Here is a 12,115-nt window from a genome sequence, read left to right as displayed (position 1 = left end):
TCAATGCCGTCAATGCCGTCGAAGTGGTCGAATTGTTCGAAGTGGTCGAGGGAGAACGAGAACGTGGTGGTCTGGTCGGGTACGTGGGTGTCGGAGCGGCTCGGTGTCGAGCTGGCCGGCGACCGGCGGCTGCGTGAGCTGCTGGGCCTGGCGCTGCGGCGCAACCCGAAGCGGGCACACCTGCTCGTCTCGAACGTGCTGGGCAAGCACGTGCCGCAGAGCCCGGGCGTGGTGTGGCGGTCGGGTTACGACCTGGGCGTACGGGTACGGGAGCTGCTCGGGCCCATCGACGCGGGGCGGGCGGTGGTGCTCGGGTACGCGGAAACGGCGACCGGTCTCGGCCACTCGGTCGCGGACGGCCTCGGGACGGCCCCGTACCTGCACTCCACGCGCCGCCCGGTGCCCGGGGTCGCCCGGGCGGGCGGCTTCGAGGAGTCCCATTCGCACGCCACCTCCCACCTCCTGCTCCCGGAGGACCCGGCGCTCCTGGCGGCGCCCGGGCCGCTGGTGCTGGTCGACGACGAGTTCTCCACCGGCAACACGGTGCTCAACACCGTGCGGGCCCTCCACGCGCGCTACCCGCGCGAGCGGTACGTGATCGTCGCGCTCGTCGACATGCGCTCGGCCGCCGACCGGGACCGGCTCGCGGACTTCGCCTCCGAGATCGGCGCCCGCATCGACCTGGTCACCCTGGCGGCAGGCACGGTCCGGCTGCCCGAGGGCGTCCTGGAACGCGGCCAGGCACTGGTGGCCGAGTACGAGGCCCGGGACGCGGGCGCCCACGTGGGTGCGGGCTCCGGTGCGGGTGCCAGTGCGGGTGCGGCCGGAGGTGGCGGTGCCGCTTCGGGTGCCGGCGAGGCCGGGGGCGGCGGTGCGGGCTCGGGTGCCGGTGAGGCGGCCGTCCAGGCGCCGACCCCGTCCGTGCGGCGCGTCGAGCTGGGGTGGCCCGACGGCGTACCCGACGGTGGCAGGCACGGCTTCACCCCGGCCCACCGCGCCCGGCTGGACGCGGCGCTCCCCGCCATGGCCGCACGCGTCGCCGACGCGCTGGGTCTCCCCCCGGCCGCCTCCGGGCGGGACACCCCGCCGCGCGTGCTCGTGCTGGGCTGCGAGGAGCTGATGTACGCGCCGCTCGCCCTGGGCGTCGCCCTGGAGAACCGCGGCGGCGCCGACGTGCGGTTCTCGACCACCACCCGCTCGCCCGTCCTCGCCGTCGACGACCCCGGCTACGCGATACGCACCCGGCTGGTCTTCCCCGCCCACGACCAGCCCGCCGACGGGCCCGGCGACCGGTACGCCTACAACATCGCGGGCGCCGGCTTCGACGCCGTCGTCGCCGTCGTCGACTCGGCCGCCGACACCCCCGCCCTCCACGCCCCGGACGGCCTCCTCGCCCAGCTCGCCGCGCACATACCGCAGGTGCTGCTCGCCGTCGTCCCGTCCTACGTCCCCGCCGAAAGGCCCACCATGCTCCCCGAGCCTCTCCGAGGCCCCGCCTTCTCGTCCTACGCCCCCGAGGAGGTCGGCTGGCTCCTCCAGGACCTCTCGGACGTCGAGCTGGAGGCCCCGACCGAGGAGCGCGAGGAGGCCATCCAGAGCGGCGGCGCCCACTACGCCGAGTCCCTGCCCGTCGAGTACCAGCCCAGCGACCGCTACCAGGCCCTCTTCCACGCCGCTCTCGACACCTCCGCCGCCCGCATCGCCCGCGCCGTCGGCACCGTCACCGAGACGGTTCTCGCCGAGCGGTCCCCGCGCCCCGTGCTGGTGTCGCTGGCCCGCGCCGGCACCCCCGTCGGCGTCCTCATGCGCCGCTGGGCACTCCACCGTCATGGCCTCGACCTCCCCCACTACGCCGTCTCCATCGTGCGCGGCCGGGGCATCGACGCCCACGCGCTGCGCTGGCTCCAGCAGCACCACGACCCCGCCGACGTCGTGTTCGTCGACGGCTGGACCGGCAAGGGCGCCATCACCCGCGAACTGGCCGCCGCCCTGGAGGACTTCCCCGGCTTCGACCCCGAGATCGCCGTCCTGGCCGACCCGGGCTCCTGCGTCCGCACCTACGGCACCCGCGAGGACTTCCTCATCCCCTCCGCCTGCCTCAACTCCACCGTCTCCGGCCTCATATCGCGCACCGTGCTGCGCGCCGACCTCGTCGGGCCGAACGACTTCCACGGCGCGAAGTTCTACCGCGAACTCGCCACCGCCGATGTGTCCACCACCTTCCTCGACACCGTCGCCGCCCACTTCGACCAGGTCACCGGCGTCGTCGACGCCGATGTGAAGGAACTCCTCTCCGCCGACCGCACCCCCACCTGGGACGGCTGGGCCGCCGTCGAACGGATCAGCGAGAAGTACGGCATCCACGACGTCAACCTGGTCAAGCCGGGCGTCGGCGAGACCACCCGCGTCCTGCTGCGCCGCGTCCCCTGGAAGATCCTCGCCCAGCGCGGCGCGGGCGCCGACCTCGACCACGTACGACTGCTGGCCGAACAGCGCGGCGTACCCGTCGAGGAGGTCGACGACCTGCACTACACCTGCGTCGGCCTCATCCACCCGAAGTACACCAAGGGCGCGACGGGCGCCGACGGCAAGGCGGTGACCAGCCGATGACCGTGACCTCGCTCGTCGCCAGCGACCTCGACCGCACCCTCATCTACTCCTCCGCCGCCCTCGGCCTGACCATGCCGGACCCCGAGGCGCCGCGCCTGCTGTGCGTCGAGACGTACCAGCACAAGCCGCTGTCGTACATGACGGAGACCGCCTCCGCCCTGCTCACCGAACTGCCGCGCCACTGCGTCTTCGTACCCACCACCACCCGCACCCGCGAGCAGTACCACCGCATCCGGCTCCCGGGACCGCCGCCGCGGTTCGCGATCTGCGCCAACGGCGGGCACGTGCTGGTCGACGGCGTCTCCGACCCCGACTGGCGGCGCACGGTCGCCGCCCGCCTCGCCGACGAGTGCGCCACCCTCGAAGAGGTCCGCACCCACCTGCTGGCCGTCGCCGACCCGGCCTGGCTGCTGAAGGAACGCGTCGCCGAAGAGCTCTTCGCCTACCTGGTCGTCGAGCGCGCCCTGTTGCCCGACGGCTGGATGAAGGAGCTCGCCGCATGGGCGGCGCCGCGCGGCTGGGCCGTCTCCCTCCAAGGACGCAAGGTGTACGCCGTTCCCCAGCCGCTCACCAAGAGCGCCGCGGTCCGCGAAGTCGCCCGCCGGGCCGGGGCGGACCTGGTGCTCGCGGCCGGCGACTCGCTGCTCGACGCCGATCTGCTGCTCGCCGCCGACCGGGGCTGGCGACCCGGCCACGGAGAGCTCGCGGAGACGGGCTGGAGCGCCGACCACGTCGACACGCTGCAGGAGCGCGGTGTGCTGGCCGGCGAGGAGATCCTCCGCCGGTTCAGCTCCGCCGTGCGCCCGTCCCCGGCCTGAACATCCGGACACCCACGAACGCCAGCACCGCGCCGACCGCCACCACCAGCACCACCTTGGAGTACAGCGACACATAGTGGGTGACCTGCTCCCAGTTGTCTCCCAGTGCGTAACCGGCCAGGACGAACACGGTGTTCCATATCGCGCTGCCGAGCGTCGTCAGCCCGAGGAACACCGGCAGCGGCATGCGCTCGATGCCGGCCGGGACGGATATCAGACTGCGGAAGATCGGAATCATCCGCCCGAAGAACACCGCCTTGGTGCCGTGCCGCCCGAACCACGCCTCGGTGCGCTCGATGTCGGCGACCTTCACCAGTGGCAGCCTGCTCGCGATGGCGATCGTCCGCTCCCGGCCGAGCAGCGCCCCCACCCCGTACAACGCGAGCGCGCCGATGACCGAGCCGGCCGTCGTCCACAGCAGGGCGGCGATCAGGTCGATCCGGCCGGTCGCGGAGGCGAAGCCCGCCAACGGCAGGATGACCTCGCTCGGTAGTGGCGGGAAGAGGTTCTCCAGGGCGATGGCGAGTCCGGCCCCGGGCGCGCCCAGGGTGTCCATGAGGCTGTTGATCCAGCGTTCCATGGCTCCAACGCTAGAGAAACGCAGCTGAAGGCACACTGAAGGCCGCCGCAGACTTCTCCCTGTGGTTTTCCTCAGTGTGCGGGTGGGGCGCGGTCGCTAGCGTGACGGATCATGGGAGAACCGCATGACGCAGGGGCCTGGCGCGGGCCGCGTGAGGAAGGCCGGACGCGGCAGGCCGCCGCGAAGTGGGCCCGGCAGGTGACCGGCCTGGCGCTGGGCGCCGCCACCGCCGTCCCCGGGCTGCTCCTGGCGCTGGCCGCGGTGCTCGTCGTGCTGCCCGTCGCCGCGTGGCCGCGGGGCCGGCGCGTGGCGCTGCGCCCGTTCCGCTCGGCCGCGTCGAGGGCGGCGGGTCTGGAGGTGCACCGGCTCGCCCGCTTCCACGGCATACGGATCCCCGGCGTGACCGAGGCCGGCGAGGACGGGCGGGCCCTGCGATACGCGGCGGCGCGCGGGCCGCTCGGGCTGCTGGGCGCCGTGGTGCTCGGCTGTCTGGTGATCGGCGCCGGGTACGGCACGTTCATGCTCTACGGCTGGGCGATCACGGACGTCCGCCACCTGTGGGCGGTCCTCGCAAGCAGCCTGGCCGGGCTGTTCCTGCTGTTCCTCGCCGTCCAGGGCGTCTTCGGCGTCGCCGCGCTGGAGGGACAGGCGGCTCGCCATTTCCTGAACCGGAGTCACCAGGACGAACTGGAGCGGCGCATCGCCCATCTGACCGCCAGCCGCGCGGAAGTCATGGACGCCGTCCACGACGAACGACGCCGGATCGAACGCGACCTGCACGACGGGGTCCAGCAGCGGCTCGTCGCCCTCGGCATGCTGATCGGCCGCGCCCGGCGCCACCGTGACCCCGAGCGCGCCGGTGAACTCCTGCTCCAGGCCCACGAGGAGAGCCGGCGCGCCCTGGCCGAGCTGCGGGAAGTGGCATGGCGCGTCCACCCGGCGATCCTCGACGAGGCGGGGCTGCGGGCCGCGCTGGAATCGGTCGCCGAACGCAGCCCGCTGCCGGTCGCCCTGGACTACGAGGTGGCACGTCCGCTGCCGAAACAGCTGGAGACGGTGGTGTACTTCCTGGCGTCGGAGGCGGTCACGAACGTGGTCAAGCACGCGGGGGCAACGCGTATGGACGTACAGGTATCACTGGTCGGGACGGCACTGACGGTCACGGTGACGGACGACGGCAGCGGCGGGGCGGACCCGCGGGGCAGCGGGCTGACGGGGCTCGCCAGCCGGGTGGCGGCGCTGGACGGGCGGTTCGGCGTGGACAGTCCGGCCGGTGGGCCGACCGTCGTCACCGCGGAGCTGCCGTGCGAGTGATCCTTGCGGAGGACCCGACGCTGCTGCGGGAGGGCCTGGTGCGGCTGCTCGCCGAGGAGGGGCACGAGGTCCTCGCGGCGGTCGGCGACGCGGAGCAGCTCCTGGCCGCCGTGGACGCACAGCCTCCGGATGTGGTGGTCGCCGACGTACGCATGCCGCCGACGCACACGGACGAAGGACTGCGCGCAGCCCTGACGATCCGCCGACGCCGGCCCGAGGTGGGCGTCCTCGTCCTGTCTCAGTACGTGGAGAACCGCTGTGCCACGGAACTCCTTACCGGAGACTCGGAGGGCGTCGGCTACCTCCTGAAGGACCGGGTGGCGCAGGTCGACGAGTTCCTCGACGCCCTGGAACGCGTCGGTCAGGGGAGAGCGGCCTTCGACCCGGAGGTCGTCCGCCGCCTCCTGGCCCGCTCGACCCGCACCGACCCTCTGTCCCGCCTGACCGCCCGGGAACGGGACGTGCTGGCCGAAATGGCTCAGGGCCATACGAACGCGGCGATCGCCCAGCGGTTGTTCGTCTCGCAGAGCGCGGTCGAAAAGCACATCAACGCGATCTTCGACAAGCTGGAACTCAGCGCCGCCGGAACGACCGGCTACAGCCGCCGCGTGCTGGCGATCCTGCGCTACCTCGGCAGCTAGGGCGTGCCTTTCCGCACCTGCCGGAGCCGCCCCCGCCGCAGTGGTTCCCTCCCTGATCCCGCCCGCCCCGAGGACACGCCCCGGGCCCGGGCGACAGGGTGCGGATCAGCCGCAGCACCCGCCGCCGCAGCATCCGCCGCCACCGCCCTGGGACGGTGCGGGCGCACCGCCCTTCGCCGTGCCGCCCACCGCGACGGCGGACAGCAGCTTGACGGTGTCGTCGTGCCCGACGGGGCAGGCCGCGGGCGCGGACGACTCCGCCATGGGACGGTTCAGTTCGAAGGTGTCTCCGCAGGTGCGGCAGCGGTACTCATAGCGAGGCATGGCCCCAGATTAACCGCGCGGTCAGTGTCCGCCGCCCCGCTCTTCCCTGATCATCTCGACGACACGCGCCACGGCGGCCCGCACCGCTCGCGTTTCGGTCAGGAAGTGCCAGTAGTCGGGGTGGCGTCCCTCCAGACCCGTGATCGCCCGCTCCAGCCGGGCCACCGACTCGTCCAGGGGACGGGCGTGGCGGGGGTCGGGAGTGTGACGACCGTCCATGGCGAGCCGCTGGGCGTCCCGGATGGCGAAACGGGTGCGCTGGATCTCGGCCTGCGGGTCCTTGGAGACGGCGTTCAACCGGCTGAGCCGGTCACCGGCGGCCGATACGGCCTCGTCGGCGCCGTTCAGCAGGGCCCGCACCGTCGAGAGCAGCGCCGTCGCGTCGGCCCAGCGCTGCGCCTCCCGGGCCTTGGCGGCCTCCTGGAGCTTCTCCTCGGCCTGGTGGACACTCTGCGCGGCCTGCTCGGGAACGTGCTGGAGATCCTGCCAGCAGGCGGCGCTGAACCGGCGGCGCAACTCACTGAGGACGGGCTCGACCGATGCGGCACGGTTGCCCAGGGCCTGCGCGCGCGTCCGGAGGGACACCAGCCGCTTGTCCGTCTCGACGGCGCGCTCCGGCAGCCGTTCCGCCTCCATGCGCACGGCCTCGGCGTCCCGGAGAACCCGGTCGGCCCGCTGCAGCGTCTCGGCCACGCCGTGCTGCCCCGCACCCTGGTTGAGCTTGGTCAGCTCAGGGCCGAGGGCGGCGAGCCGCGCCGCGAGATCGTCCGCCCGCAGACCGGAACCCCGTACCGCGTCGAGAGCATTGCTTGCGGAAAGGAGCGCCGCTCTCGCCCGCTCCACGGCGGGCGCCAACCGTGCGAGCTGGGTCTCCGCCTTGTCCAGCAACGGCCCCAGCCCCTGCTCGAACCTGTCCAGCTCCCCCTTCACACGGACGAGGTCGTCCTTGGCACGGTTCAGCTCACCTCGCGCCCGAGTGGCGACGGAGGCCTCCAGATCGTCCCGGTCCAGGTCATACGCGTCGACCGCGGTGATGTACGCATGACTCACCTCGTCAATGCGTCGCCCCAGCGCGGCGAAGTCCTCCACCGCCCGGTGCGCCCCCGGCGACGCGTCAACCGCCGAGATGGTCTCGATCGAGATCCGCAAGTCCCGCTGGGCGGTGTCCAACTCGTAGAACGCCGCCGCGGCCGCGTCCTTCGCCGCCTGGGCGTCCGCCCGCTGACTCTCTCCCCGGCCACCGAACCAGCGCCGCGTACCGCCCCCGGCGAAGGCCCCGGGCAGCACGGCGACCACGAGCGGCACCGGCAGCAACATCAGCGCGAGCACATCCTTCACGTACCGCCGCGCGTGTGTCGCCGTCACATCCGCTCCCGTGCCGTGTGTCCGCCCCTGACCGGTTCATTCTCCCACCTGGTAAGGACGAACACACGAGCCCGTTAGTTCGCGTCCCGCACGGTGACTTGCCCATTGTCACTGCGCGCCTTCACCACGTGCCCGCTGCCTGCATCGGTCGGCACCGCCACATCCACCTCCCCGTTGTCGCTCCCCGCCTCCACCGCGTACCGGGTGCTCCCGCTTGGCAGTTCGACGGCGATGTCCCCGTTGTCGTTCATGGCCTCGACCTGGTCCGGCACCGCCCCGAGCGCCAGGCGTATCTCCCCGTTCCCCGAGCGCGCCACCACGCTCTTCGACGTACCGCCCTCCACCCGGACGTCCCCGTTGTCACTCCGCAACTCCAGCGGCCCGCCCGCGTCCCGCACGGTCACCCTGCCGTTCCCCGACGTGACCTTGAGTGCCGTCTCGAAACCCTCGGCGGTCACATCCCCGTTGTCGCCCTCCACCGTCACCGCCACCCCCCGCGGCACCCGCACCTCATGCCGCGCCGCGCAGTCGCTCACCAGCGCGTCGCACTCCACCCGGAGCGTCAGCCTGTCGCCCTCCAGCCTCCACACCGGCTCGGGCCCGCTCCCCATCACCACCCACCCGTCGACCTGCCGGGTCACCTCCACGTCCTTCACATCCGCCGGCACCAGCACCAGCTCCGAATCATCCGCGTCCACGACCAGCGACTCGCCCCGGAACCCGAACGCCTTCCGCTCCACCGGCGCCCCCTCGGCCTCGGCACCCCCACACCCCACGAGCCCCAGCGCTCCCAGCACCACCCCGCCGACCACGACGACGGCCCGCATCCGGCGCACACCCACGATTGGCTCCCCCGCTAGATCACTGCTTCTCACCCCTCACGCTACGTATCCACCCCACCCCGCCGCGATCCGGCCACCCACCCTCCCCCTGGTAGGGCTACCCCCCGCCCCCTAGGCCCGGGAGACGGGGCAGGTCCTGGGTTTGCAGGATCCACGGGTGGGCCATGTACGCTGTTCACTCACTCCACGGGTGCGTAGCTCAGGGGTAGAGCGCTGCTCTTACAAAGCAGATGTCGGCGGTTCGAAACCGTCCGCGCCCACCAGTGCAAAGGCCCCCGCAGCGTCTGCTGCGGGGGCCTTTGACGGTAGTAGCTGACGGCAGTCGCTCACTCAGGCCGGCGCCGCCGCAGCAACCGGTCCATGTGCCGCATCGCCTCCCTCCGATGATCGTCGGAGACGTGGGTGTAGATGTTCATCGTGACGGCGATCTGCGAGTGCCCCCAAGATCTCCATCACGACCCGCGCGGCACGCCCGCAGCGAAGAGGAGCGTCGCGCACCCGTGCCGGGCGTCGTGCAGCCGGATCCGGGGGAGCCTCGCCGCCTCCGTGATCCGCTGAAACGAACGGCTGAGGTTCCTCGGCTTGACCGGGCGGCCCGTACGCGTCGTGAAGACGTAGTCACTGTCCTGCCAGTCCTGCCCCGCCGCGTCCCGCTGCGCGGCCTGCCGGAGACGCTGCCAGCGCAGCGGCGGCACGCACATGAGGGGGAGAGAGACGGCGCGGGTCCGCCGGTTCTTCGTCCGGCTGATGAGTTCCTCCCGGCAGGCGGCGCTCAGCGCGCTGCGCAGGACGCGGTGCGACTCCTTGGCCGTGGCCGGCGATGCCTGGGCCGAGACGACGGCGAGCATCCGGCGTACATCCGCTGTCCCCAGGTTCTCCAGGCGGCTAGTCCCGATGTTGGGCAACAAGAGAGGCGCACGTGGGTCTCGTACTTGGCGTACGTCGTTTTCTTGCGGTCGTCCTTGACGCACTCCTCCAGCCAGTACGGCAGCCATTCGGAGAGCTCGGCCAAGCGGGTTGGGGAGCAATTGCCGATAGTGGTGGATCGGTTGACGCGTAATCAGGCTGCGGCGATCTCCTCGCGTTCGACCATGACGCCGTTCTCGAACTTGGCGCCGGAACGGAGCCAGCGCGACCAGGTGGGCTCCGGTAAGTCCGCGCCAGCGGTCCTGCGCGGACTCCACCAGCTTGAACACCATCGCCAGGGCCGCGGCCGGACTGCCGGCCCCGCCATGACGCGGGTGCGACGGGCGCCTACCATCCGAGCGGCGGATCGGCGACGCATTGGTCGTAGTACTCCCAGCAGGCCTGGCTGCACCGCTGCCACTCGTCGAAGTTGTCCGCCAGGGGTTCGCAGTCGCGCAGGCAGTTGTCCACGCGCTGGTTGCAGAAGATCAGCTGTTGACGCTCCTCCTCGGTGAAGCTAGGCACGATCCGCTCGGCGGCGGCGAGGCGCAGGCTCCGGGTGGGCCGGCTTGTCGTGTACCGGCCGGAGATCCGGCGGACGGCCGCCTCGGCGTGGAAACCGGGGATGGTCATGGTTTCGCTCCCGTCAGGGTGATCCGGACGAGCAGGCCGCGCCGACCGCAGGTCGGCCGACGCCCCCGAGCGAGCAGCCCTCACTGTCCAGGCTACGCGCAGGGTGCGCGCGCCAAGGTGCACGACGGAGCGGGCTGGCGCAGTCTGGAATCAGCGCGAGTGTGTGTGAGTCCTCGTGCCCAACTGCCCATCCCCCACCACTGTTCGTCACTGTCCGTTCCCGGATCTCCGGTTGCTACCCGGTCGCTTCCGGCAGTTCTCCCGGCCGGGCTGCCGCGGACCGCGACCGCCCGCCACCCGAGGGGTGAGAAGGATGACCGAGGGTGAGAAGCAGGACGGCACCGCCCGGGCCGGCGAACACCGCCCGCACCGGGTGCGCCTTCCCGGCTTCGTCACGGACGAGTCCATCGGCCTGGGGGACGCCGTCAAGCGCGTGACGAGCACGATGGGGGTGAGGAAGCCCTGCGGCGGCTGCGAACAACGCGCGGCCGCGCTCAACCGATGGCTGGTGTTCTCGACGGGTCGCGGTCACCGATCGTGAGGCCCACGGCCCGTACGGCATGAGCCCCGCAAGGCACAAGGAGTCACCCATGGACCACCCGAAGGAACCCGCGGCGGACCTCCCGACAAGTCCCCCGACAGATATCCCGGCGGACCTCCCGACCGGTCCCGCGACGGACTCGCCGGTCGCCCAGGGACACCCAGTGCATCCGGACCCGGTCCTCGCGCTGGCCGCCGCCGACACCGCCATCGTCCCGACCTGTGCCGAATGCGGGGCCGCGCGGACGGAGCAGGTCGAACCGGACACCGCCAACAACTACGTGTACGTGCTCGGCCAGGTCGACTTCCGGGCCCCGAGCCTGGCGGTCGAGAAGGAGGTCGCCCAGGCGGTGGCCCGGACCGCGAACGCGAACCTGACGGACCGGCAAGCCGTCTGCGCGGCCATCACGCGGCCGGAGAACCGTTACCTCGCACGGCAGTTGTGCTACGTGCTGAGCGTCCAGGGCATGGAGACGTACATCCTCCGGCCCCGGGATCCCGTGGACTTCGACCGGCTCGTCGAAGCCGTCCGCCCCGAACCCAAGGGCACCGACCTGGATGTGGTCATCGGACACCGGGGGCCGCTCGCCCCGCCGTCGCTCTGCAACGGCCTGACCCTCCCGGTCGTGGCCTTCGAGCAGGTCTACTCCTTCGCAAGCGACGAGCTGATCGCGGAGATCGGCAAGCCGGAGGGGACGAGCGACGAATGGTTCACCCGCTCGTCCAACGAACTGTTGCGCCGTGTCATGCAGTTGGGGGACAACGCGGGCGACACCGACGAGCACCGCGCCATCAACTACCTCGCGGTCCGGTACCCCCGCATCTATGAGAAGACCGTGGAGGCGTTTGCCGCCGACGCGAGCCTCACCGGGGTCGTCTTCCGCGAGTCCCGGCTGAGCGGTGCCCGCCGGGTCCTCGACGTCGTGCTCTCCTACACGGGCCGCCAGACGGACGTGACCGAGAAGTTCTTCGTCCGGGTGGACGTGACCGAAGTCTTCCCGTTCCTGGTGAACAAGCTTGCTCCCTACTACGACCGTTGATCCGTGCCGCCCGACCGGCGCGGGACCAAGGAGGTGTGAGAGATGAGTGTTCCGGGCTTCACCGCCGAATCGGCACTCCAGCGGACCGGTGGACACTATCGGACATCCGGCGGTGGCCGTGCCGGCCGCCGCCTGTCCGCCGTCATCCCGCAGGACGATTCGGCGGGATTCTGCAGCATGGTGGAGTGCCCCTTCATCTGCCGCTCGTCGTGCCGTGGCAACCCCTCCGGCTTCCGGTGCCAGGAGTGCCTGAAGAACTGCCGTCATGAGTGCAACAATCCCGGCTCCGACGGACCGTTCACGCGTCGCGTCGCCGTGACCGTCTGGTGAGGACGGCCCAAACGGCCCGAGGATGACGACACACCGAGGACGGTGCGATGGCGGAACCGCTGGAACAGACCGGGCTCGGGGGGGGGGGGGGGGGGGGGGGGGGGGGGGGGGGGGGGGGGGGGGGGGGGGGGGGGGGGGGGGGGGGGGGGGGGTGGGGGGGGGGGGGGGGGGG

General features: G+C 71.9%; 12 protein-coding genes, 1 tRNA gene and 1 pseudogene. 8 read left to right on the top strand and 6 right to left on the bottom strand.

The features are described 5' to 3' along the window. Positions 1-12: 12 nt before the first annotated feature. Positions 13-2,610, top strand: a complete 2,598-nt coding sequence (locus ACZ6C1_RS34120; protein ID WP_469246484.1) for a phosphoribosyltransferase — start codon at positions 13-15, stop codon at positions 2,608-2,610. Continuing rightward, positions 2,607-3,428 carry an HAD family hydrolase gene (locus ACZ6C1_RS34115; RefSeq protein ID WP_469246481.1) on the top strand — a complete coding sequence of 274 codons (822 nt, stop codon included), beginning with the start codon at positions 2,607-2,609 and terminating at the stop codon, positions 3,426-3,428. Before ACZ6C1_RS34120 ends, ACZ6C1_RS34115 begins: the two co-directional genes overlap by 4 nt. On the opposite strand, the gene ACZ6C1_RS34110 is transcribed toward ACZ6C1_RS34115, so the two are convergent. Continuing rightward, positions 3,397-4,008: a DedA family protein gene (locus ACZ6C1_RS34110; protein WP_469246465.1), complete on the bottom strand. Its 612-nt coding sequence runs from the start codon at positions 4,006-4,008 to the stop codon at positions 3,397-3,399. The genes ACZ6C1_RS34115 and ACZ6C1_RS34110 overlap by 32 nt on opposite strands. Before the next feature lie 111 nt (positions 4,009-4,119). Here ACZ6C1_RS34110 and ACZ6C1_RS34105 point away from each other — a divergent pair, with 111 nt between their 5' ends. Together ACZ6C1_RS34105 and ACZ6C1_RS34100 are read left to right on the top strand one after the other, a co-directional pair. After that, a complete protein-coding gene (locus ACZ6C1_RS34105) occupies positions 4,120-5,322 on the top strand; it encodes a sensor histidine kinase (protein WP_469246455.1) in 1,203 nt (400 codons plus the stop codon). After that, positions 5,313-5,963, top strand: a complete 651-nt coding sequence (locus ACZ6C1_RS34100) for a response regulator transcription factor (RefSeq protein ID WP_469246451.1) — start codon at positions 5,313-5,315, stop codon at positions 5,961-5,963. Before ACZ6C1_RS34105 ends, ACZ6C1_RS34100 begins: the two co-directional genes overlap by 10 nt. Positions 5,964-6,068: 105 nt before the next feature. Here the strand turns inward: ACZ6C1_RS34100 and ACZ6C1_RS34095 are convergent, their stop codons facing one another. The 3 genes from ACZ6C1_RS34095 to ACZ6C1_RS34085 form a co-directional block, all read right to left on the bottom strand. After that, positions 6,069-6,287, bottom strand: coding sequence for an FmdB family zinc ribbon protein (locus ACZ6C1_RS34095; protein WP_156694592.1), 219 nt, complete (start codon positions 6,285-6,287; stop codon positions 6,069-6,071). Positions 6,288-6,308: 21 nt separating this feature from the next. Continuing rightward, complete coding sequence (locus ACZ6C1_RS34090) at positions 6,309-7,652, bottom strand: hypothetical protein (protein ID WP_469246446.1); 1,344 nt, start codon at positions 7,650-7,652, stop codon at positions 6,309-6,311. Between the two features lie 74 nt (positions 7,653-7,726). Next, positions 7,727-8,479, bottom strand: a complete 753-nt coding sequence (locus tag ACZ6C1_RS34085) for a DUF4097 family beta strand repeat-containing protein (protein WP_469246615.1) — start codon at positions 8,477-8,479, stop codon at positions 7,727-7,729. A 203-nt stretch (positions 8,480-8,682) separates the two neighbouring features. Between ACZ6C1_RS34085 and ACZ6C1_RS34080 the strand changes: the two genes are divergently transcribed. Next, positions 8,683-8,757, top strand: a tRNA-Val gene (locus ACZ6C1_RS34080). A gap of 63 nt (positions 8,758-8,820) precedes the next feature. Here ACZ6C1_RS34080 and ACZ6C1_RS34075 read toward each other — a convergent pair. Both ACZ6C1_RS34075 and ACZ6C1_RS34070 read right to left on the bottom strand, forming a co-directional pair. After that, positions 8,821-9,515: pseudogene (locus ACZ6C1_RS34075) on the bottom strand (tyrosine-type recombinase/integrase); the annotation flags it as partial. A gap of 233 nt (positions 9,516-9,748) precedes the next feature. Beyond that, a complete protein-coding gene (locus tag ACZ6C1_RS34070) occupies positions 9,749-10,033 on the bottom strand; it encodes a hypothetical protein (RefSeq protein WP_469246443.1) in 285 nt (94 codons plus the stop codon). Positions 10,034-10,346: 313 nt separating this feature from the next. On the opposite strand from ACZ6C1_RS34070, the gene ACZ6C1_RS34065 reads away from it, so the two are divergent. The 3 genes from ACZ6C1_RS34065 to ACZ6C1_RS34055 are packed head-to-tail and all read left to right on the top strand — an operon-like array spanning position 10,347 to position 11,943. Continuing rightward, the gene (locus ACZ6C1_RS34065) at positions 10,347-10,574 is read left to right on the top strand and encodes a hypothetical protein (RefSeq protein WP_384149285.1); all 228 of its coding nucleotides are present in this window, start codon (positions 10,347-10,349) and stop codon (positions 10,572-10,574) included. 49 nt (positions 10,575-10,623) lie between these two features. Then, entirely contained in the window at positions 10,624-11,613 is a 990-nt protein-coding gene (locus tag ACZ6C1_RS34060; RefSeq protein ID WP_469246421.1) for a cyanobactin maturation protease PatG family protein, read from the top strand. 42 nt (positions 11,614-11,655) lie between these two features. Continuing rightward, entirely contained in the window at positions 11,656-11,943 is a 288-nt protein-coding gene (locus tag ACZ6C1_RS34055) for a hypothetical protein (protein WP_469246420.1), read from the top strand. Positions 11,944-12,115 lie beyond the last annotated feature (172 nt).

The sequence above is a fragment of the Streptomyces sp. NPDC041796 genome (genome assembly GCF_055590785.1).
Note: the sequence above shows the minus strand (reverse complement) of the source record. Positions and strands in the feature narration are given on the sequence as shown.